This is a genomic window from Bacteroides faecis MAJ27 (genome assembly GCF_900106755.1).
Classification (GTDB): Bacteria; Bacteroidota; Bacteroidia; order Bacteroidales; family Bacteroidaceae; genus Bacteroides; species Bacteroides faecis.
Genome location: NZ_FNNN01000012.1, coordinates 100,852 through 123,366 on the forward strand (window position 1 = coordinate 100,852; position 22,515 = coordinate 123,366).

Consider the following 22,515-nt stretch of genomic DNA (forward strand, 5'->3'; position numbering starts at 1 on the left):
AAAAACATCCAAAAAGACTCTTTATTTGTTTTAAATAATGTGTAACTTCGCACAGTGAGAGCTCATACGACATTTTTTATAACTTAACAATAGATTGCCTATGATATTTACAGCAGAAAACACCCTACTTATTGGTTCTATCTTACTTTTCGTTAGTATCGTTGTCGGAAAAACCGGATATCGCTTCGGAGTCCCCACCTTATTACTGTTCCTCGTCGTGGGAATGTTGTTCGGAAGTGACGGACTCGGACTCCAGTTTCATGACGCCAAAGATGCACAATTCATCGGTATGGTCGCCCTGAGCATCATTCTGTTTTCGGGAGGTATGGATACAAAATTCAGAGAAATCAAACCCATTTTAGGTCCAGGTATCGTGCTTTCTACCGTCGGAGTGCTACTAACCGCTCTTTTTACCGGATTATTTATCTGGTGGTTGTCCGGAATGAGCTGGACGAATATCTATCTGCCTATCACTACTTCATTGTTACTGGCAGCCACCATGTCATCTACGGACTCTGCTTCGGTATTTGCCATCCTGCGTTCACAGAAAATGAATCTGAAACATAACCTCCGCCCCATGCTGGAATTGGAAAGTGGAAGTAATGACCCGATGGCTTACATGCTTACCATTGTCCTGATACAGTTTATCCAATCGGCAGGTATGGGAGTCGGGGCTATCGCCGCTTCTTTCATTATTCAGTTTATAGTCGGCGCGGCTGCCGGATATGTGCTCGGAAAGTTGGCTATCCGCATGCTGAACAAGCTCAACATTGACAATCAGGCATTGTACCCTATCCTGTTGCTGGCTTTTGTTTTCTTCACCTTTTCCATCACTGATTTGCTAAAAGGTAACGGTTACCTTGCCGTATACATCGCAGGTATCATGGTGGGAAACAATAAGATCATGCACCGCAAAGACATTTATACGTTTATGGATGGACTTACCTGGTTGTTTCAGATCATCATGTTCCTTTGCCTCGGTCTTCTCGTCAACCCTCACGAAATGCTGGAGGTTGCAGCAGTAGCTTTATTGATCGGTGTCTTTATGATTGTGATCGGTCGTCCGCTAAGTGTATTCCTTTGTTTGCTTCCCTTCCGGAAAATAACCATGAAATCACGGCTGTTCGTATCTTGGGTAGGATTGCGTGGAGCAGTTCCCATCATCTTCGCTACTTATCCGGTAGTTGCGGGAGTCGAAGGTTCGAATATAATCTTTAATATCGTATTCTTTATCACAATCGTCTCACTGGTTGTGCAGGGAACGACCGTTTCTTTCGTTGCCCGCCTGCTGAATTTATCCAAACCGCTGGAGAAAACGGGCAATGACTTCGGAGTGGAACTTCCGGAAGAGATTGATACAGACCTCAGGGATATGACTATCACACAGGAAATGCTGGAAGAAGCAGATACACTGAAAGATATGAATCTCCCCAAAGGCACATTGGTGATGATTGTGAAACGCGGAGATGAATTTCTGATTCCTAACGGAACACTGAAACTGCATGTGAATGATAAATTGCTGCTTATTTCCGAAAAGTCTAAAGAAGAGGAAGAAAATAGCAGTGAATCCTGATATTTATTATGGTGACACTATCGTATCCGGATAGTATCACTATATGCAACAGATGGTGTCACTATACTGACGGTATAGTGACACCATAATTTTGTATATCAGCCCCTTCCGGAAAAGAGAACTCGCCTCCTCCATTGCCTCCAACCGGAATCTCCATCCATAACGGGAAAATAATTGAAAAAAGAAGTTCAACCCTCCCCCGTTAATTAACCGTAAAACTTGATTGTAAACTTCGGTTTTCGTTAATGAAGTGTTATTTTTGCGCAATTTTAAATCAAATGTGCAAAATTCGAATGGAACAAGAACATCAGTTCATTGATTATATTGAACAAAGCATCATCAAAAACTGGGATAAAGATGCATTGACAGACTACAAAGGAATCACGCTTCAATATAAGGATGTAGCGCGTAAGATAGCCAAGTTTCACATTGTTCTGGAAAGTGCCGGTATTCAGCCGGGTGATAAAATAGCTGTCTGTGGACGAAACAGTGCCCATTGGGCGGTTACCTTCTTAGCTACCATTACGTATGGAGCCGTCATTGTTCCTATTCTACATGAGTTCAAAGCGGATAATATTCATAATATCGTCAACCACTCCGAGGCTAAGCTACTCTTTGTCGGCGACCAGGCATGGGAAAATCTGAATGAAGATGCAATGCCGTTGCTGGAAGGGATCGCTTCCCTCACCGATTTCTCCGCATTGGTATCACGCAACGAAAAGCTGACTTATGCCTTCGAACACCGAAACGCTATTTACGGCCAACGTTATCCAAAGAATTTCCGTCCCGAACATATCTGTTATCGGAAAGACCGTCCGGAGGAACTGGCTATCATCAATTATACTTCCGGCACTACCGGATATTCTAAAGGCGTCATGCTCCCCTATCGCAGCATCTGGTCGAACGTAGCATACTGTTTCGAAATGCTCCCTGTGAAACCGGGAGATCACATCGTCTCCATGCTTCCGATGGGGCATGTTTTCGGCATGGTATACGACTTTTTATATGGTTTCTCTGCCGGTGCACACATCTATTTCCTGACGCGCATGCCGTCTCCGAAGATCATTGCGCAATCTTTTTCGGAAATAAGACCCAGAGTAATCTCCTGTGTACCCCTGATTGTAGAAAAGATTATCAAAAAGGATATTCTTCCGAAGGTAGACAGCAAAATCGGAAAACTATTGCTCAAAGTACCCATTGTAAACGATAAAATCAAATCATTGGCCCGACAGGCTGCTATGGAAATTTTCGGTGGGAACTTCGATGAAATCATCATTGGCGGTGCTCCTTTTAATGCCGAGGTAGAAGCCTTCCTCAAAAAGATAGGTTTCCCCTACACCATCGCTTATGGTATGACTGAATGTGGTCCGATTATTTGTTCCAGCCGTTGGGAAACACTGAAACTGGCTTCCTGTGGAAAAGCGACTACCCGGATGGAAGTCCGCATCGACTCACCGGACCCTAAAACACACGCCGGAGAAATCGTATGCAGAGGAACGAATATGATGCTGGGATATTATAAAAATCCGGAAGCTACATCACAGATTATCGATGCAAACGGATGGCTTCACACAGGCGATTTAGGAACAATCGACGACGAAGGCTATGTGACTGTCCGGGGCCGCAGCAAAAATCTGCTCCTGACTTCCAGTGGACAGAACATTTATCCGGAAGAGATAGAAAGTAAACTGAACAATATGCCTTATGTAGCGGAGTCACTGATCGTTTTACAGCATGATAAACTGGTAGCGCTGATTTATCCGGACTTTGACGACGCTTTTGCTCATGGCCTGCAACAGACTGATATCGTAAAAGTAATGGAAGCCAACCGTATTGAACTGAATCAGCAGCTGCCCAATTACTCTCAGATAAGCAAAGTAAAAATCCACTTCGAAGAATTTGAAAAGACTGCGAAGAAATCAATCAAACGCTTTATGTATCAGGAAGCGAAAGGATAACATCTCCTTTGAACAAGACAAATTGCATTTGAACATACAACAAGAATCAAAAACGGTGAACAGGCCCAAAGCTCTGTCCACCGTTTTCTCTTTCTAACCTAACCAACTTTATTTTCAACCTGCTATCCTTCAACAATCTTCACCTCGTTTTCTCTAAAGCGGTATAAACGAAACAGCCTTTTCGCCATCGGTATAGATAATACAGTTCAGAAAGAAGAAACACTTAAATGTATGCCGTTTTTCTTTCTTCAGATGCAAAGAAAAAGTATCTTTGCATCTAAACAATGTAGATTTATGGCAAAGATACTATTAGCAGAAGATGAAGTCAATATCGCCTCCTTTATCGAACGGGGACTAAAAGAATTCGGACATTCGGTAACTGTCTGTCACAATGGAAATACGGGGTGGAAAGTCCTTCAGGAAGAACCTTTCGATCTCGTTATTCTGGATATTATCATGCCGAAAATAAACGGACTCGAACTTTGCCATCTTTACCGCCAGAGGTTCGGTTATCAGACACCGGTCATTATGCTGACAGCTTTGGGAACGACGGAAGATATTGTAAAGGGACTGGATGCAGGAGCAGATGATTATCTTGTCAAGCCTTTCAGCTTTCAAGAACTGGAGGCACGTATCAAAGCTTTGTTGCGACGAAATAAAGAGACGGCAGCCAATCAGCTGACTTGTGACAATCTGGTATTGGACTGTAACATTAGGCGAGCAAAAAGAGGAGACGTGGATATCGATCTCACTGTAAAAGAATACCGCCTGCTCGAATATTTCATGACGCATCAGGGAGTAGCGCTATCACGCATTACACTGCTCAAAGACGTATGGGACAAGAACTTTGATACGAATACCAACATTGTAGACGTATACGTCAATTATCTACGGGTGAAGATAGATCGCGACTTCGATAAAAAGCTGATTCATACAGTAGTAGGATTAGGATATATCATGAACGCCTGAACATTATCCACTCTATCAATCCGGACATGAAAATAGGTTCTAAAATAGCTCTCTTCTATACGTTGCTCAGTGTACTGACGACTATCATCATTATTGCCGTATTCTATCTTTTCAGTACGCAGTTTATCAATAAGCTCTACGCCTCCTATCTCCGCGAGAAAGCATATCTGACTGCACAAAAGCATTGGGAAAAAGATGAAGTAGACGAACAGAGCTATCAGATTATCCAACGCAAATATGACGAACTCCTGCCCGAAGCCCATGAGATTCTTTTAAACATGGACAGCCTCTCCGAAGTGCGGGACACGCTGAATAAATATCTTACTCAACATCAGCAGGCACTCCTCATAGCCGGTGAAGACAGCATACCTTTTTCTTTTAAATACAAAGATCAGTTGGGAGCTGCCCTTTATTATCCCGATAATGAGGGAAATTTCATCGTTCTCGTTATGTCTCGAAATGTATACGGAGCGGAAATTAAAGAACACTTGCTGCTCCTTTCCATCTTTCTGGTCTTATTCAGTTCCATCTTGATTTATCTAGTCGGAAAAATCTATTCCGGTCGTATCCTTGTTCCCTTGCAGCATATACTGAAAGAATTGAAGAGGATACGGGCTAACAGCCTGAACCACCGGTTAAGAACAACCGGTAATAACGATGAACTGGAAGACATGATAAAAACCCTGAATAGCATGCTCGACCGTCTGGATAGCGCTTTCAAAGCCGAGAAGTCCTTTGTCAGCCATGCCTCCCATGAACTGAACAATCCGATAACCGCCATACAGGGAGAATGCGAAATCAGCCTGCTGAAAGAAAGAAGTACCGGAGAATATATGGAAGCTCTGCAACGAATTTCGTCAGAAAGCAAGCGGCTCTCCAACTTGATCCGCCATCTTTTTTTCCTTTCACGTCAGGACGAGGAACTTCTAAAAAGCAATATAGAAGAACTGTCTCTGCCGGATATGTTGAAAGGCCTGACAGGAACTAACGAAAGAATCCGGCTCCATGACGGAGAAATGAATAAAGCTGCCACTGTAAAAGCAAATCCCTATCTGCTAAAGATAGCTTTGAAAAATATCATTGATAACGCCTGCAAATATTCTGAAAAAGAAGTAGACATCACTCTCCGACAGGAAGACCGGCACCTCGTTCTTGAAGTAAAAGATCAGGGTATCGGCATTCCCCCGGAAGAAATAGAACATATATTCCAGTCTTTCTATCGGGGCAGCAATACCCATGACTACGCAGGTCAGGGCATCGGCCTTAGTCTGACTCAGAAAATAATATCAGCTTACAATGCCAGGCTGGAAATATCTTCGGAAATAGAAAAAGGAACAAAAGTACGGGTGATCTTCTGATTCAACCTACTTTTGTCCCTTCCTCACTTCTACCTACTGAAAACAAAATTAAAATTTAATTTATGACCGTTTTTCTCATAGAAAGAATAGAAAATGAATTAGATACGTCTTTGCAATAATTTTCCATTCTTATCATACAGCATTCGTTCGTATACCACTTCCACAATCAGCGGAAAGATAAACAAGGCGAAGAAGGTCGCTCCTATCAATCCTCCGATAATGACAATCGCCAGCGGACGCTGTGATTCCGAACCGATGCCATGGCTCATAGCCGCCGGCATCAGGCCGATAGCTGCCATAGCCGCCGTCATAATCACGGGACGGATGCGTGAACGGACTCCTTCTTTGGTAGCATCGGGCAAGGGGGAACCTAATTTCAGATTTGCCTTGATATCGGAAATCATGATAACTCCATTCTGTATACAGATACCGAACAGGGCAATAAAACCGATACCTGCCGATATAGAAAAATTGAACCCTGTTATCAGAAGGGCTACGATACCTCCCACAGCAGCAAACGGCACATTGAGCAATACCAGTCCCGCATCCCTCGCATTAGAGAAGAAAATAAACAGGATAATAAAAATAATGGCGATACTGATAGGGACTACTTGTGCCAAACGTTTCGTTGCACGCTGCTGATTCTCAAAGTCACCCGTCCATTTCAACGAATATCCTGCCGGCAAATGTACGGAGGCATTTACTTTTTTCTGCGCTTCGGCAACCGCCGTACCCATGTCACGTCCTCTCACCGAGAACTTGACGGCACAGAAACGGGCATGATTATCACGGAAAATCAACAACGGCCCTGTAATCGTCGTGATATCTGCCAGCTCTTTGATAGGCACCATCGTTCCGTCCATCGCAGGCACCAGTATTTTACCGATTTCCTCTTCATTCTGACGAAACTCTTCGCTATATCTTACCATGATATTAAATTTCCGTTCATCCTCATACAACAGCGAAGCTGACTTTCCGCCAATAGCCATTTCAATGATGGACTGAACATCTTCCTTAGCGACTCCATAACGTGCCAACTGTCGTTCATTCAACTCAATACGAAGTTCCGGCTGACCGATATTCCGGATCACTCCGAGATCTTCTATTCCCTGAACCGTAGCCAGAATCTTATCAATCTGAACAGCAAGCTTCTCCGATTCGTAAAGGTCTTTACCAAACACTTTCACCGCAATAGAACCTTTCACACCGGAGGCCGCTTCTTCCACATTATCTGTAATCGGCTGTGAGAAGTTAAAGTCAATTCCCGGATAAATGGATAAGTCATCCTGCATTTTATCAATCAGTTCCAACTTGGTGAGTTTACTCTCCCAGTCTTTTTCGGGATAAATATCGACGTGGAATTCTATATTATAGAATCCGGTTGCATCCGTACCATCATTCGGGCGTCCGGTTTGCGACAATACCTGTCTGACTTCGGGAAAAGTCAGTAATTTATGTCTCATCTTATTCGCAAGAGTGACAGATTCATCCAGTGATATGCTCTGCGGAAGAGTGGCACGGATATAAATAGAACCTTCGTTCAACTGCGGCAGGAACTCCGTTCCAAGAAAGGAAAAAAGCCACAGACCTACCCCTGCTATGACAGTTGCCAGCCCGATTGTTAGTTTCCGATGGGCATAAAAAGTGTCGAAAAGGGCTGTACACCTGGTATTGATAAAATGGACAAAACGATTGTTTTTTTCCCGTACATTCTTCTTCAGCAACATGGAGGACATGACCGGCACCAATGTCAACGTGAAAATAAGCGCTCCCAGCAAAGCAAAACCCAACGTATATGCCAAAGGTGAAAACATTTTTCCTTCTACTTTCTGAAAAGAAAAAATAGGAATCAAGGCGGTAATAATAATCAGTTTGGAGAAGAATACCGCTTTTGCCTTATCTTTGGCGGTATGCCGGATCAATCCCATTTTGGACATTACGTTAAAAGCCGGCATTCCTACTTGTCGGGCTTTCTTGTCCAAGGCGACAAATACCCCTTCTACCATCACTACTGCCCCGTCAATGATTATACCAAAGTCAATGGCACCCATAGAAAGCAGATTGGCGGACATTCCCATTACACGCAAGCAGATAAACGCGAATAACAGGGCTAATGGGATAATCACCGCAACAATCACGGTCGTCCGCCAATCTGCCATGAAAATTAAAACAATAAACGTAACCAGTAATATACCTTCAATCAAGTTATGTGTTACTGTTTTCACAGCCAGGTTTACCAAGTCCTCACGATCGTAAAACGGTACGATCTGTACATCTTTCGGCAGTACGTTCTGATTCAAATCAGCTATCTTATCTTTCAGATTCGCAATCACTTCTCCCGGATTCTCTCCCTTTCTCATCACCACAATGCCTTGAACAACATCATTCTCATCCATTCGCCCCACTTGTCCGAGACGGGGCAGGCAGGATTCATGAACTTCCGCCAGGTTCTTTACCAGAATCGGAGTTCCATTGATATTCTTAACCACGATATTTCTCAGCTCATCCAAGTCATTAATCAGACCGATGCCACGAACCACATAGGCTTGCGAGCTTTTCGTGATCACATCTCCGCCAACATTAATATTACTTTTGGCTATCGCATCATACAGTTCAAGGGAAGTAATTCCATAATTAATCAACTGGTGAGGATTTACACTTACCTCAAAGGTCTTCACCTCGCCACCGAAGCTCACAATATCGGCAACACCCGATACCGAACGGAGATTCCTTTCAATCACCCAGTCCTGAATCGTTTTTAATTCACGGACACTGCGTTTATCGCTGCGCAATGTATAACGGTAAATTTCTCCCGTAGGCCCGTACAAAGGTTGCACTTCCGGAGTTACTCCTTCGGGCAGATCAGCATCGTTCAGTAAGTTATAGACTTGCTGACGGGCAGTAAAGTCGTCCACACGGTCTTCGAACATCACATTGATTACAGAAAGCCCGAAAAGGGTGGTCGAACGAATATCCGTTTTCTTCTGTACGGGATTCATGGCGATCTCAATGGGAATTGTGATAAACTTCTCCACTTCTTCCGCGCTGCGTCCCGCCCATTGAGTAATGATTGTGACTTTCGTATTTGTCACGTCCGGAAAAGCGTCTATCGGAGTATGTTTGAAAGAGACAGCTCCGGCTATCACGGCTATTACTGTACAGAAGAAAATAAAAAACTTATTCTTCAGCGAGAAAGCTACTATATTATCGATGAATTTATGCATACTTTTCTCTTGTTTTAATCTACATTCAAGGCATTATATACCAACAATACATTCTTATTCAACACCTTGTCGCCTTCGGAAAGACCGGAGCGGATATAACATTCCTTACTTAGTTGCTTATAGACATCTACTTCTTTTATTTGCAGATGCTGGTCCGGTTCTACCACCACTACATAGTTCTTTCCTCCCTCAAACACCAGTGCATGAGAGTCAATGCGCGGCATGGAAGTATCTTCCGCTTTACATTTTACTGTTACATTTGTAAACATACCCGGCTTCAGCAAATAACCTTCATTTTTTAGTTTGATACGTACCCCCATCGTTTTGCTTTCACTGTCCAGCAGGTGATAAACTTTATCAATGCTACCCGTAAAGGTCTTTTCAGGATAAGCCAGTGTAGAGATACGCACTGAAGCTCCTTCGGACACTTTACTGATATCACTCTCATACACATCCGCCATAACCCATACATCCGACAGACCGGAAATCGTAAACAACGCGTCGCCTTGATCGGGGCGCAACTGCATATCCCTGCTGATCTGCTTCTCAACAATAAAGCCCGACACGGGAGACTTAAGCTGATAAAAAGCATCTCCGGAGAAGTGATAAATGGAGAATATTTCCTTGATTCGCCTCTCTTCCGCTTCGGCACTCGTCAGTTCCTGTTTTGCCTGAAGCACATCTTTATCTGATGCCATGCCGGACGTGTACATATCCTGTGTAGCATTCATATTTCTGCGGGCCAGCAAAAGCTGCTGTTCCGCTTCTTTCAACTGTTTCTCATAATCTGCCACTTCCCCGCTACGGATGACCGCTAATACTTCTCCTTTATGCACAAAGTCTCCTATTTCAGCATGCAGCTCCGTCACGGTTCCTCCGAACATCGGATACACATTTGCCACCTGATCCTGATTAAAAGTAACCCGTCCATTCAATGTCAGTTCATCAATCACATCCCGCACATGTACGGTGTCGACGGATACGATTCTCAGTAAACTATCCGTCAGGCAGAGTGTGATCGGTTCTACATTCGGTTGTTCTCCTTTTCCGGAGCATGCTCCCAGGAGACTGCTAAGCAATATGCAAGGAAGGAATTTATTCCAGTTCATAGTCTTTGATAATTTATGGATTATAATCTTTAATCGTCTATTAGTAGTTTAATATATTTTGTCCGACAACTGTATTCAGGTTTTCCATAGCAAGAAATACGTTTTTCCTGATCTCATACAGTTGGATACAAGTTTCTTTATAGCTGTCATAATAGTCTATAAATTCAAGCAGGCTGATATTCTTTTTAGTAAAATTCTCATTGACTCCTGTTATCAGCTTCTCGAAGTTACGTTCCAAGTCCATATTAGTGGACTGATAGAGCTGAATGGCTTTTTCCAGTGAGGTATAAGCAGTAAAAAGTTCCATATCGGCACGATTGGCAGCGTGTTCCTGCTCTACTCCCGCCTGCTGGATACTGAAACGTGCAGCTTTGATATTTCCCTGATTACGGTTGAAGATAGGTACGGACAGACTGACCCCTATTGCGAAATAGTCATTGATAAAGTTTCCGGCACGATCATAATTTCCTTTCACTGAGAACTCCGGAAAAGCCATTGACTTTTGCAGTTTCAGATTTGCCCGGGAGGCATTTACGGTGCTGCGGGCTATCTTCTGGTCAGGGCGTTCATTGATTATAGCTTTCAGATCTGCAAATGACAATTGAGACAGATCCAGCTGTTGCAGTACTTCTTCATCCAACAAGAGTTGAACCTGTGTATCCCCCGGAAGGTTCAGCAGCAAATTCAGTTCGCCCCTGGTAGTCAGTAAATCATTCTCCTGCTCATTCTTCTCTTTCTTTAAGGAGAAGAGCATGGATTCCAAACGGGAAATCTCCATCAAGGAGATGTTACCCTTTTCCTGCTGAATTTTCATTCCGGCCAGAAGGGTTTGCAGGGAGTTTACTTCCCTTTCATAAATGCCAATGGATTTGGAGAGAAAATAGACTTCTACAAACTTTTCATTGAGTTCCTGACGGAGCGTACGCATTACTTCCTCAAACTGGTATTCGGCTATTTCTTTATTGATTTTTTCCAGCCTGACCTGCTTGTTCCGTTGTCCCGCAAGATGAATCACTTGTTCTATTTCGACAACAGCTTCCCCTTCTTTTCCAAAGTCAAAATACTTTCCGTTCAATCGGTTATAGACATTCTGTTCCAACGAAATGACCGGATTATCAAATAATTTGGCTTGTAATACCTGCGCCTGTGCCATGTCGATATTATACCGCTCGGCTATCAGCGATAAATTGCGTTCTAAAAAACGTTGCTCTGCTTCTTTCAGTGTCAATGTGCCTGCCACTTGTTGCGCACACATTCTCCCTGACAAGAGAAGAAAGAGTAAAATAAAAAATGCTCTGTTCATCACAATCTCTTTGTTACCTTAATTTTGTTTCGCGACAAAAGTACAATTCTGCAACGGGAGAGCCGGATAAAAGCGATTATAAGGCTCTCATTTCAGATTAGAAATTGATTAGAAAATATCAGGAAAGGAAAAATTGTAAACACAACAGGAAGAATAGCTATCCCCCTTTCTCTACAATCCCCCTATCTTTGCAAAGTAGAAAGAATAAATGAATCATTAAAAACAGAAAATATGAAAATTATAAATTTAACCAAAGAAAGTTTTGTTGAAAAAGTTGCTGATTATCAATCTTATCCGGATAATTGGGAATTCAAAGGGGATAAACCTTGTTTAGTCGATTTTCATGCTCCGTGGTGTGGTTATTGCAAGTCATTATCGCCCATATTAGACCAATTAGCAGAAGAATATAAAGACAAACTGGATATTTATAAGGTAGACGTAGATCAGGAGGAAGAACTGGAAAGCGCATTCAAGATTCGAACAATTCCCAACCTTTTACTTTGTCCGGTGAATGGCAAACCGATAATGAAACTCGGCACAATGAATAAGGTTCAATTGAAAGAACTGATAGAAGCAACTCTATTTTCATGATAAAATAGAATATAGAGTACTCACATAACTACTTTTCTTACTGAAAAAGTCCGAATCCCAATTGCTTTTTGCAATTTAAAGATTCGGACTTTCTTTTTTTAAATAGGACATCAGGTACAATTAATACAAAATAAAGCCCTGGAACAGTTAGAAGGTATGATATTTCAATTCCATGCGATGTCCTATAATCAAAATATCATACAGATAACACTTGTCATTTATGCAGCAGCTTATCAGTCCCCGGAACAACTTTTCCCATCGACCAGACACACCGCACATTCAATTCCTTATCAAGTATCACAATATCAGCATCCTTACCTTTAGACAATGCCCCTTTCCGGTCATTTACCCCAATCAGACGAGCAGGAGTTTCGGAAGCCATACGCACGGCATCTTCCAAAGGAATACTCGCCTTCTTCACCATGGTGCGAACCAGCACATCCATAGTCGCCAAACTACCAGCTAATGCAGAATGATCCGCCATCTTGCATACTCCGTCCTCAATGATATAACGCGGATCAATCGGCTCATTCCCTTCATCAGCAGCATAGGCCAACGCATCAGTCACCAGACAGGTATTCTCTACTCCTTTCAGTTTATAAACCAGTTTCAGAATAGTAGCAGGCAGATGAATACCGTCTGCAATAACTTCTACCGTCATTCCATCTGTCAGATATACACTCTCTACCGTACCTTCATATTTGTATTCACGACGCTTGTGAAAACCGGGCATCGCATTATAGAAATGAGCAGCATGCGAGAATCCTACCGCATACGCCGCCTTAATCTCATCATATTCAGCTTCCGTATGAGTAACAGCTGTCATAATCCCTTTTGAACGAGTATATTTCGCAAAATCATGCGCACCATGCAGTTCGGGACTGATATCCCAACGCTTGATACAAGAAGTATGCTCCAACAACGGAATATATTCATTCTCATCAGGAGTTTTCAGAAAGCCGTCATACTGGCTTCCTGCCATCTTCGGATTCAGATAAGGGCCTTCGATATGCAGGCCGAGAATCGGTGACTCCGGTTCCTTCATCAGTTTTTCGCAAACGTCGACCGCCTGATATATCTTCTCAAACGAGGTAGATGACAAAGTAGGAAATATACCGGTAGCCCCATGTTTTAAATGAGCAGTTGCTGCAATACGAGAAGCTTCTTCCGTCACTTCGGTAAAATCATGACCACCGCCACCGTGCGCATGCATACTGACAAATCCCGGTACAATCGTCATACCTCTGGCATCAATCACCGTTGCACCGATAACTGCCAGATCACTATTGGTTACTTCCAATATTTTTCCATCACAAATCAAAACAGAGCCGTCTTTCAGCCAGCCTTGCGGAGTAAGTATTCTTCCGTTGATTATTTGAGTTAACATCGTTTTCTTTTTTTAGTCGTTAAAACAGCTTGTTTGTACCTTCTACCAATTGTCCCATCGCCCAGACTGCCCTTACATTCAGATCTCTGTCCAGGGCAATAATATCTGCGTCTTTGCCACGCTCCAGCGTACCTTTGCGGTCGAGTACCCCCATGATACGAGCCGGAGTTTCTGAAGCCATCCTCACAGCATCCGCCAGAGGAATCTCAGCTTTCTGTACCATCGTACGGATCAGACGGTCCATTGTCGCTACACTTCCTGCCAGGGCAGAACGGTCGGCCAGTTTACACACACCGTCTTCGATAATTACACGCGGATCAAAAGCCGTCTGACTGTCACTTGCCGCACAAGCCAGCGCATCAGTAATCAGACACGTACGCTCTACTCCTTTTATCTTATAGACCAGACGAAGAATGGTAGGAGGCACATGAATGCCATCAGCTACGACTTCCACTGTCATATCATCAATCAAATAAATACTTTCTACTGTACCTTCATACTTATATTCCTTCCGTTTGTGAAAGCCCGGCATCGCATTGTAGAAATGGGTAGCATGCGTATATCCTGCCTCATACGCAGTCTGGATATCTTCAAACTCAGCCTGCGTATGTCCCACAGATGCCAATACACCTTTTGCAGTGATATACTTTCCGAACTGCATGGCACCCGGAAGTTCCGGTGCCGCATCCCAACGCCTGATACAATGAGTTTCTTCCAGTAAAGGGATATATTCTTCCGGATCGGGATCTTTGATATTCTCCGGAATCTGTCCGCCGGCCATTTCCATATTGAAGTAATGCCCTTCCAGATGTAGTCCGAGTACGGGACTGTCCGGTTCTGCCATCATTTTCCCGGTAGTCTCTGCAGCTGCGCGGATCATAGGAATAGTAGAAGAAGAGAGAGTTGGAAAAATACTGGTAGTTCCGTGTTGCATGTGAGCTTTAATTGCTGTCCGGAAAGCCTCTTCGGTCCCTTCCATAAAGTCCCTTCCACCACCTCCATGAACATGAATTTCCACTCCTCCCGGAACGATATACATGCCCTTGGCATCAATCAGTTTTGCTCCGATAACTGCCAGATCGCAGTTGGTCACTTCCAGAATTTTATTATCACGAATAAGTACCGACCCATCCTTTAACCAACCTTGAGGGGTCAGGATGCGTGCATTAATGATTTGTGTTAACATATCACAAGTTCTTAAATTAATTATAGGTCTGTGTGAGTCGATGACACTCTTTTTGGGGGAAGTACGTCGACTTTTGTGATTGCAAAATTACGCTTTTCTATCCAAACTATTGATAAAATAGTCCGGTAAACTTCCAATAAAATTCAAAAGATACCGGTCGGACAACAACGGGAGTTTATCCCTGGAATTTCCTCAAGAACAGGGATCAGAAAGAAAGTGCAGAAACAAAAAAAAGGTTGCCAGTCTTATCGACCGACAACCTCTTTATCTTGAGCGGAAAACGAGACTCGAACTCGCGACCCTAACCTTGGCAAGGTTATGCTCTACCAACTGAGCTATTTCCGCAAACTAAATTTTCTCCATTCAGAAATCTGAAAGATTGGTGCCCAGAACAGGACTCGAACCTGCATGCCTCTCGACACACGCACCTGAAACGTGCGCGTCTACCAATTCCGCCACCTGGGCAAAACTTAGTTCCATTACTTCAAAGAAACAAGAGCGGAAAACGAGACTCGAACTCGCGACCCTAACCTTGGCAAGGTTATGCTCTACCAACTGAGCTATTTCCGCAAATAACTTTAATGACTGTGAAGAGAAGGAGACTCGAACTCCCACGACATAACTGTCACTACCCCCTCAAAGTAGCGCGTCTACCAATTCCGCCACCTCTCCAGAACTTTAAAGTTAATCTCTGTGCCCAGAACAGGACTCGAACCTGCATGCCTCTCGACACACGCACCTGAAACGTGCGCGTCTACCAATTCCGCCACCTGGGCAAAGATTATATTTCCAACATTTCAAAGAAACATGAGCGGAAAACGAGACTCGAACTCGCGACCCTAACCTTGGCAAGGTTATGCTCTACCAACTGAGCTATTTCCGCATTTTTTCGTTTGCGGTTGCAAAGGTAGGGATTTTCCGTAATTCTGCAAACATTCTGCCTGTTTTTTTCACAAGAATCTGCACACTTTGCTTCCGCAAACAAACAATCGTTTTGATAATCAACTCATTCGGTCTCGATAGTCTTCGTAAGAAAATTGCCTGTATATTTCAGCTTTACCTTCTTTTGTCCACAAAGCGATGGCCGGATGGTGTATTCCGTTAAACATATTTGTCTTGACCATGGTATAATGAATCATATCTTCGAACACAATCCTTTCTCCGATTTGCAATTCATGATCGAAGCTCCACCATCCCATATAGTCACCACTCAAACAGGAGTTTCCTCCCAAACGATAAATGAACTCACCTTCGTTCCCCATTTCCGCACCACGAACAGCAGGCTGATAAGGCATTTCCAGACAGTCGGGCATGTGACAAGTGAAACTGACGTTCAGAATGGCTGTCTTGATGCCGCGGCTTTCAACGATATCGACTACTTCCGAAGTCAGGACGCCTGTCTGCCATGTAAATGCCGAACCGGGTTCAAGAATGATCTGCAAATGGGGATATCGCACTTTCAAGTCCTGCAACAGTTTAATCAGATGCTCCGTATCATAATCCTTTCGGGTCATCAGGTGTCCGCCTCCCAGGTTCAGCCATTTTATTTGTGGAAACCAGCGGGAGAATTTCTCTTCCAGATGCTGCAAAGTACGTTCCAATTCGTAAGAAGATGATTCGCAGTGGCAATGACAATGGAAACCTTCGATTCCCTGTGGCAATGTATCCGGCAATAAGTCTGCAGTAATACCGAAACGGGTACCGGGGGCACACGGATTATAAAGTTCTGTTTCTACTTCCGAATATTCGGGATTCACACGGATACCGCAGGAGATTCCGCTTCCTTCGGCTACTGTCATCGGATAGAAACGATGGAACTGTGCCATCGAATTAAAGGTGATATGGCTGCTGCAACGCATGATCTCCGGAAAATCCTGCTCGGTATATGCAGGCGAATAAGTATGCGCCTTACTGCCGAATTCTTCCAATGCCAGACGTGCCTCATACACGGAACTTGCCGTAGAATGGTCTATATATTCGCGGAATATCGGGAAAGAGCGCCACATGGCGAATGACTTGAAAGCGAGAATAATCTCCACTCCTGCCCTGTCGGCCACACTTTTTATCAAACACAGGTTCTTTCGCAAGAGCTCTTCTTCCATGATGTAGCAAGGAGAAGGAAATTGGGTAAAATCTATCATATACAAATTTATTATCTAAAGTCACGCCTTACGGACGCGACTGCAAAAATACAAATTCAAAAGCAAAGAGAGATTCTTTTATTTTTAATTAAGACATTGAATTTCGAGAACTTTTTCTTATTTTTAGACCTTTATTTCATATAAGTAGTTATTTCATCCTAAATACCCGATTGATTATGAATAAAGATTTAAGAAAAGTAGTGATTCTCCTGGCGCATCCCAACATGAAAGAATCACAAGCAAACAAAGCATTGATTGAGGCAGTGAGTGACATCGAAGGTGTAGCGGTATTCAATCTTTACGACCAGCAAGATGCTGCTTTTGATGTCGATGAGTGGAGCAAAATCATTTCCGACGCTTCCGCACTTATTTATCAATTTCCTTTTCATTGGATGGCTGCACCGTCACTACTCAAAAGATGGCAGGACGAAGTCTTTACTTTTCTCTCCAAAACCCCGGCAGTAGCAGGAAAGCCATTGACTATAGTGACCACCACAGGTTCCGAATACGAAGCATATCGCAGTGGAGGCAGGAACCGCTTCACAACAGACGAGCTTCTACGCCCTTATCAAGTGAGCGCCATTCATTCGGGGATGTCCTGGCAAACACCTATTGTTGTTTATGGAATGGGAACCGCAGATGCGGGAAAGAATATCGCCGAAGGAGCTAATCAGTACAAACAACGGATAGAAATGCTTATCGGCAGCAGTAATGCAGGAAATAACTGGTAAATGAGATCTCCCCTATAGCTTATTTCAATTAGCTATTAGCAAAAACAAATTAGCTAATAGCTAATTTGTTTTTGCTAATAGGATATATTATCCTCTATATGTTATTGCAGTAACTTATCCAAACTGGCTTTTACCTCCTCGGCTGTTGGCTGGATAAGCAGAATTTTCCCTTCTTTATCAACCAGGAAAGTTCCTCCTCCGGCATTGCCGATTCCATATTTTTCCCATATCTTTCCTGCATCATTCAATTCTATAAGATTCAGCCAGGGATATTTATCTTTGGCTACAGCTTTTCTCATATCGTCTGCCTGACGTTCACGGGCAACACCGACAACAGTAAAACCTTTATCTTTATAAGCTTCATAAACAGGAATCATGCTGATAGACGACCGCCGACAAGGGCCACACCAGGAAGCCCATAAATCAATCAACGCTACTTTTCCTTCTATTTCCTTGGATAATGTATGAGGAAGTCCTTCTGCATCAGGAGCTGTAAAGTCGATATACTTGCCACCCAGCTTTATTTCCCGGCTTGCAATCCAAAGTTTCATATAGTCCGTCATAGGATTATCAGCAAACTTGCCTGCATATCCTGTCTTATATATATGCATGATATCAGAGGCTTCTTCAGTGTCATGCATCCTTCTGATTTGTTGCTTCAACAGATACAACCCTACGATTGTAGGGTTCGACCGGATATATTCCTTTTCATAATTTTTGTATTTGCCATTAACTTCCTGACTCTTTTTTTCCAATGCCTTATAATCTTCTGTATAAGCCTTACCGTCATCATCTAACTGGCGCATCTTTTGAAAGATTTCCTTCCTTTCCTCTTCACTCTGAGCTTTTTCTACCTCTGCCTGCAAAGCAAGCGCTGCAGGAGTCAATATTTTATTCTCTTTTTCTAATTTTTCCCTTTCTTCCCGAAGTGAGTCAAAGAATAGCTTACCAGTTTCCTGTTTGAAACGGAGCAATTCTTTGGTCAATGGTGCGTCCGAGTAAACTTCAGGTGCCTGGGACGAATGCAGGATAATTTCAATTTTCCCGTTCTCTGAAAAGAAAGAAGTCGGATACCAAGCCCCCTGCAGGTTATCGCTCCAGGCATACAGTTCATAGGGTTCTTCCCTATCAGTATACAAGTCATACGAAAATTTCCCGTCACGTACCGGAATGGAAATCCATCCCTGCACACGTGGATCGGTTCCTTCCGGCATTAACATCAAGCGGCTGTATGCCGGACAGTTGGCTACCGTCCCTTCAATACGACAATGAATTTTCTTATTTATCTGCTTATTTTCCAAGCAAATATCATTTACCCGAAAACCATTCCCTTCCGGAATCATTTCATCATAATCAACCATTCTGTCCCGTTTATCTACCGGCTCGAACTGCAACGAAAACGAGCGATTCCAAGACTCGGGCATATACTCTTCGTGATCCAGTTTAATCCCCGTAGCACGTATCAAACGGTAGACTTTTCCCGTTTCTTTCCCTTTCAATACAGAAGAAGAAGCTATCCGGACCCAATAGTTAGGGCGGCTATACATATCTCCTCTAAGGATAACTGCCGTATCCGAAACTTCCGCCTGATAAAACTCCAATGCATCAGTAGTACGTTGTCCCATTACCGGATAATCAATGACTCTCGTCTGTGCTGTGGCATACATGCCTATGAAGGCAAGCCCAACCGTTAATAATATGCTTTTCATCTTTCAATAGTTTTATCAGATCTTACAATTTTGTGAGTTTTTTTAAAGTCAGCACCGGCAAGAAAACAAACACTCCGATCACGGACATCACCAATCCTCCGATAGTACCTGCTGCCAAAGGAAACCAGAAGCCTTCTTTTTCTGCTCCCACCATGAAAGGGATAAAACCTAAAATAGTAGAAACGACTGTCAGGAAAATAGGAATCACTTTCGTATTCCATGCCTTCACATAAGCACGGAGAGGTGAAAGGCGGGTAAAACGTTTACGAATCGCATTATACTCGTTCAGAATATAAATACTGGCATTCACAGTAATACCGCAAAGCAAGATGAACGAAGCGAAACCGCCCTGGTCAAAATTCAGTTTGAACCAGTAGAACGTCAGAAATACGCCGATATAAGATATCGGAATGACGAAAATAATCGCTAACGGCTGCTTCAACGAATTGAACAGAATACTTGTAATAAAGAAAATGATAGCAATCACAATCAGGAGCAAACGATACTGTTTGTTGGCACCCCCGCCCCATGACCAGTTATCACTTTCCGCTTCCGCCTTATATCCCAGCGGGAGAAGTTTATTAAAACCTTCCAAGTCTTTTTTCAGCAACTTATGTCCCTGTTCCGACGCACCGATATACTCATATTGCAGGCACAGACGATATTGCTGATTCTCCTTTGCCACTTCCTGTGGCATCTGTCCCTTCTCCACTTTAGCCAGTTCTGCCAGTTTATACTCTTTTTCGCCTACACTGAAAGGATCATACTGCATAGCCCATATATCCCGTTGCCCCGATTGCCGGGAAGAGAGTTTGATTCTTTCCGTGCCGTCTTCAGTGACCACAGAACCAATCTCCTGATTCCGTCCATATATCGGTCGGATGGCTGCAAAGAGTTCTCCGGCTCCGACCCCTGCTCCAATCATCCGTCGTTTATCCAAATCAAAATAAAATTCCTGATAATCATCCTTCCACCACGAGAAATTGGAGCCGATCGTCACCTCCCTGATACGACGATGAGACAACAATACCTCTTTCAGTTTGGTAGCCCAGCTATAAAGTTCATCATAATTATATCCGTACATTTTCACCCGGAATGATCCCGCATTCTCGCGCACATTGTTACTGAATCCCTGATCCTGCAATCCATAGATACTCCAGTCTCCTCCTCCCAGTTGGAGTGCCTTGCTGATCATGTTAGCTTTCAGCGTATACGGAAACCCGCTTTTCTGATTTTCCTTGGTGAAATGGATGCTGATAGATGCCCGGCGGGCACTTTCCACCGATGTCTGAAACTGCTTGATCTCTTTGAACCCGCTCAGATAAGTTTCCATCCGTTTAATTAGCGTGTTCATCTGTTCAAGCGTACTGCCGTTCGGCAAGTTGGCGTTGGCATAAAGCACTACCTCCTCATTCCGGGTAAAGTAGCTGCCCTCATATACCTTTTGCACAAACAATCTCAGGCTTCCTCCCAACGCTTTATCCACTATCGGTTTCACCTTTTCCTTATAGGTGGGAGTGCCCAGTGTCTTATTGTAAATCTCCACCCACTTATCATCCCCTTCCATCTTCTCCGGCAATAGAAACACGGGCAATCCGAATGCCAGCAACAGCAATACACAAACCGCCACTCTCCAACGACAAAGCCGCAGTATCAGCCATCTGTATGAACGGCTGAAGTAAACCGGCATCCGCCGCATCTTCGGACGTATCCACGCAAAGAAACGGGTATTCCCCATCCTCCACCTTCTTTTAGCTACGGCCAAAGAGGATTTCTTACGCCGCTTGAGTCCGATTTTATCAATCATAGAAGGCACAAAAAACAAAGCGACCAACAGGGATACTCCCAGATTAATCATCACCACCGCAGCAAAATCCTGCAAATTCAGACGAATCCTTTCGTCCAGAAAGAAAATGATGACCAATGCCCCCATTGTTGTCAGCGTAGCTGCCAATACAGACATAAATGCCTTCCGGTTTCTACACCGGAGATAATGGTCACTCATCACAATCGTATTGTCAATCACCAGATTTAGCGAAACCGTAATACCCGCCAGAGAGTATAGCTGCATTTCCAGCCCGAAGACATAGTAAAAGATTACGGCTATCGCCATATTCACAGTCAGGCTGGTAACAATCAGAAACAGATATTTAGGACTGAAAGTAATCAGTAATACAAACAGGAGCAAAATAGCCACTGTCACTCCTGTACGCAAATAAATCTTGTTCAGTTCATCATGTATAAACTCTGTGGTATCGTAACTCGTATGTATCTCATATCCTGCCGGAAGTGACAGCCTGATATCATTCATACATGCCTGTACCGCCCGGCTCAATTCCAGCTGATTGGCTGTCTCCTCCGCGACAACAGACAAATAAATCGAATTCAATCCGTTGATCCGGTAATAACTCTGGGGCTGCTCCTCCATGCGGACAACCTTCACCAGTTCATCCAGACAAATGATTCTCCCGTCCTTGACTTTTACCTGTATCTGCGCGGCATCAAATTCGCGGTTATCATGTTCAGGCATCAGTACCAGCCGAATCCACTCTTTACCCGAAACCGCCTGTTCCACATCATAAGTTCCCAAGAACTCTTTCTGATAATGCAAACCAACTGCCTGACTAATCTCATCCGTGCTCACCCCCAATGCACGCAATTGCTCATAATCATACTCCAGCCGCCATTCCATCGGAGTAGCTCCGCTGATATTTATCTTATAGATACCCGGAAGCTGTGCCAAACGTGTCTTTATGTGTTCTTCCGCATACTGCTGAATCAGACTGGGAGTAGCAGGCGCATTAATTGTAAATGCGACAAAAGGCCCCTGACTTGCCTGCCCGGGACTTGCCATCTGAATATACGGGTAGCTAACTCCGGCAGGCAGTTCCGGCCATGTCTGACGGATGATAGTAGAAGCCTCAAAACGTGCAACAGCCGCATCAGCATGTTTGTCCAGACTCACATTGATGCTTCCCCAACCATTGCCGGAAGTCGAAGATATACTTTGTATTCCCTTGACGCGGGCAAGCATCGCCTCCAGTTTGCTGGTAGCCGTCATCTCTACAACACGTGCCGAAGTCCCTCCCATGCTAAACCACACCGAAAATCCGGGTAAGGTCCGTGACGGATTCAGTTTTACCGGCAACAATGGGACAAGTGCCAGCCCGACTAACGCCACACTGATAAAAGCGACAATGAGCGTAAAAGCAGAAGCCTTTGATGACTTTTTAATTTCAGAACCTATATCTTGCATGATTCATTTTTCTATATCCC

14 protein-coding genes and 6 tRNA genes are annotated in these 22,515 nt (G+C 43.7%); 6 read left to right on the top strand and 14 right to left on the bottom strand.

All coding sequences use genetic code 11. From position 1 onward, the window contains the following. Window positions 1-100: 100 nt before the first annotated feature. From BLW31_RS12050 to BLW31_RS12065, 4 genes are all read left to right on the top strand, one after another. Window positions 101-1,573 (top strand): potassium/proton antiporter, encoded by a 1,473-nt coding sequence (locus BLW31_RS12050; protein WP_010538214.1) that lies wholly within the window; start codon window positions 101-103, stop codon window positions 1,571-1,573. Between the two features lie 293 nt (window positions 1,574-1,866). Next, a complete protein-coding gene (locus BLW31_RS12055) occupies window positions 1,867-3,531 on the top strand; it encodes a long-chain fatty acid--CoA ligase (protein WP_010538215.1) in 1,665 nt (554 codons plus the stop codon). A gap of 294 nt (window positions 3,532-3,825) precedes the next feature. Then, window positions 3,826-4,500 carry a response regulator transcription factor gene (locus tag BLW31_RS12060; protein WP_022300966.1) on the top strand — a complete coding sequence of 225 codons (675 nt, stop codon included), beginning with the start codon at window positions 3,826-3,828 and terminating at the stop codon, window positions 4,498-4,500. A 26-nt stretch (window positions 4,501-4,526) separates the two neighbouring features. Next, window positions 4,527-5,858, top strand: a complete 1,332-nt coding sequence (locus tag BLW31_RS12065; RefSeq protein ID WP_010538217.1) for a sensor histidine kinase — start codon at window positions 4,527-4,529, stop codon at window positions 5,856-5,858. Window positions 5,859-5,956: 98 nt separating this feature from the next. Here BLW31_RS12065 and BLW31_RS12070 read toward each other — a convergent pair whose 3' ends face one another. Genes BLW31_RS12070 through BLW31_RS12080 form a run of 3 tightly spaced genes read right to left on the bottom strand, consistent with a single transcriptional unit; the run spans window position 5,957 to window position 11,494 of the window. Then, a complete protein-coding gene (locus tag BLW31_RS12070; protein WP_010538218.1) occupies window positions 5,957-9,082 on the bottom strand; it encodes an efflux RND transporter permease subunit in 3,126 nt (1,041 codons plus the stop codon). A 14-nt stretch (window positions 9,083-9,096) separates the two neighbouring features. Further along, window positions 9,097-10,191 carry an efflux RND transporter periplasmic adaptor subunit gene (locus BLW31_RS12075; RefSeq protein ID WP_010538219.1) on the bottom strand — a complete coding sequence of 365 codons (1,095 nt, stop codon included), beginning with the start codon at window positions 10,189-10,191 and terminating at the stop codon, window positions 9,097-9,099. 40 nt (window positions 10,192-10,231) lie between these two features. Continuing rightward, window positions 10,232-11,494 (bottom strand): TolC family protein, encoded by a 1,263-nt coding sequence (locus BLW31_RS12080; RefSeq protein ID WP_022300962.1) that lies wholly within the window; start codon window positions 11,492-11,494, stop codon window positions 10,232-10,234. Window positions 11,495-11,725: 231 nt separating this feature from the next. Between BLW31_RS12080 and BLW31_RS12085 the strand changes: the two genes are divergently transcribed. Continuing rightward, on the top strand, window positions 11,726-12,085 hold the full coding sequence (locus tag BLW31_RS12085) for a thioredoxin family protein (protein WP_010538221.1): 360 nt from the start codon (window positions 11,726-11,728) through the stop codon (window positions 12,083-12,085). A 214-nt stretch (window positions 12,086-12,299) separates the two neighbouring features. Here BLW31_RS12085 and nagA (BLW31_RS12090) read toward each other — a convergent pair whose 3' ends face one another. From nagA (BLW31_RS12090) to nspC, 9 genes are all read right to left on the bottom strand, one after another. After that, the gene (gene nagA, locus BLW31_RS12090) at window positions 12,300-13,472 is read right to left on the bottom strand and encodes an N-acetylglucosamine-6-phosphate deacetylase (RefSeq protein ID WP_010538222.1); all 1,173 of its coding nucleotides are present in this window, start codon (window positions 13,470-13,472) and stop codon (window positions 12,300-12,302) included. A 19-nt stretch (window positions 13,473-13,491) separates the two neighbouring features. Further along, window positions 13,492-14,658, bottom strand: coding sequence for an N-acetylglucosamine-6-phosphate deacetylase (gene nagA, locus BLW31_RS12095; RefSeq protein WP_010538223.1), 1,167 nt, complete (start codon window positions 14,656-14,658; stop codon window positions 13,492-13,494). Window positions 14,659-14,930: 272 nt separating this feature from the next. Further along, a tRNA-Gly gene (locus BLW31_RS12100) sits at window positions 14,931-15,003 on the bottom strand. 35 nt (window positions 15,004-15,038) lie between these two features. Further along, window positions 15,039-15,123, bottom strand: a tRNA-Leu gene (locus tag BLW31_RS12105). A 32-nt stretch (window positions 15,124-15,155) separates the two neighbouring features. Then, window positions 15,156-15,228: transfer RNA gene (locus BLW31_RS12110), tRNA-Gly, on the bottom strand. 18 nt (window positions 15,229-15,246) lie between these two features. Next, window positions 15,247-15,330 (bottom strand) — tRNA-Leu (locus tag BLW31_RS12115). A gap of 22 nt (window positions 15,331-15,352) precedes the next feature. Next, a tRNA-Leu gene (locus tag BLW31_RS12120) sits at window positions 15,353-15,434 on the bottom strand. Window positions 15,435-15,468: 34 nt separating this feature from the next. Further along, window positions 15,469-15,541, bottom strand: a tRNA-Gly gene (locus BLW31_RS12125). A 118-nt stretch (window positions 15,542-15,659) separates the two neighbouring features. Further along, window positions 15,660-16,799: a carboxynorspermidine decarboxylase gene (gene nspC / locus BLW31_RS12130; protein WP_010538224.1), complete on the bottom strand. Its 1,140-nt coding sequence runs from the start codon at window positions 16,797-16,799 to the stop codon at window positions 15,660-15,662. Window positions 16,800-16,975: 176 nt separating this feature from the next. On the opposite strand from nspC, the gene BLW31_RS12135 reads away from it, so the two are divergent. Further along, window positions 16,976-17,530: an NAD(P)H-dependent oxidoreductase gene (locus BLW31_RS12135; protein WP_010538225.1), complete on the top strand. Its 555-nt coding sequence runs from the start codon at window positions 16,976-16,978 to the stop codon at window positions 17,528-17,530. A gap of 101 nt (window positions 17,531-17,631) precedes the next feature. On the opposite strand, the gene BLW31_RS12140 is transcribed toward BLW31_RS12135, so the two are convergent. Together BLW31_RS12140 and BLW31_RS12145 are read right to left on the bottom strand one after the other, a co-directional pair. Then, complete coding sequence (locus tag BLW31_RS12140) at window positions 17,632-19,239, bottom strand: peroxiredoxin family protein (RefSeq protein WP_010538226.1); 1,608 nt, start codon at window positions 19,237-19,239, stop codon at window positions 17,632-17,634. Between the two features lie 22 nt (window positions 19,240-19,261). Then, complete coding sequence (locus tag BLW31_RS12145; protein WP_010538227.1) at window positions 19,262-22,495, bottom strand: efflux RND transporter permease subunit; 3,234 nt, start codon at window positions 22,493-22,495, stop codon at window positions 19,262-19,264. Between the last annotated feature and the right edge of the window lie 20 nt (window positions 22,496-22,515).

Bases quoted from the DNA above. Each gene is read 5' to 3' on its own strand.
- nagA (WP_010538222.1), bottom strand. From the start codon at position 13,472: ATGTTAACTCAAATAATCAACGGAAGAATACTTACTCCGCAAGGCTGG.
- BLW31_RS12055 (WP_010538215.1), top strand. From the start codon at position 1,867: ATGGAACAAGAACATCAGTTCATTGATTATATTGAACAAAGCATCATC.
- nagA (WP_010538223.1), bottom strand. From the start codon at position 14,658: ATGTTAACACAAATCATTAATGCACGCATCCTGACCCCTCAAGGTTGG.
- nspC (WP_010538224.1), bottom strand. From the start codon at position 16,799: ATGATAGATTTTACCCAATTTCCTTCTCCTTGCTACATCATGGAAGAA.
- BLW31_RS12070 (WP_010538218.1), bottom strand. From the start codon at position 9,082: ATGCATAAATTCATCGATAATATAGTAGCTTTCTCGCTGAAGAATAAG.
- BLW31_RS12140 (WP_010538226.1), bottom strand. From the start codon at position 19,239: ATGAAAAGCATATTATTAACGGTTGGGCTTGCCTTCATAGGCATGTAT.
- BLW31_RS12145 (WP_010538227.1), bottom strand. From the start codon at position 22,495: ATGCAAGATATAGGTTCTGAAATTAAAAAGTCATCAAAGGCTTCTGCT.
- BLW31_RS12080 (WP_022300962.1), bottom strand. From the start codon at position 11,494: ATGAACAGAGCATTTTTTATTTTACTCTTTCTTCTCTTGTCAGGGAGA.
- BLW31_RS12065 (WP_010538217.1), top strand. From the start codon at position 4,527: ATGAAAATAGGTTCTAAAATAGCTCTCTTCTATACGTTGCTCAGTGTA.
- BLW31_RS12060 (WP_022300966.1), top strand. From the start codon at position 3,826: ATGGCAAAGATACTATTAGCAGAAGATGAAGTCAATATCGCCTCCTTT.
- BLW31_RS12085 (WP_010538221.1), top strand. From the start codon at position 11,726: ATGAAAATTATAAATTTAACCAAAGAAAGTTTTGTTGAAAAAGTTGCT.
- BLW31_RS12135 (WP_010538225.1), top strand. From the start codon at position 16,976: ATGAATAAAGATTTAAGAAAAGTAGTGATTCTCCTGGCGCATCCCAAC.
- BLW31_RS12050 (WP_010538214.1), top strand. From the start codon at position 101: ATGATATTTACAGCAGAAAACACCCTACTTATTGGTTCTATCTTACTT.
- BLW31_RS12075 (WP_010538219.1), bottom strand. From the start codon at position 10,191: ATGAACTGGAATAAATTCCTTCCTTGCATATTGCTTAGCAGTCTCCTG.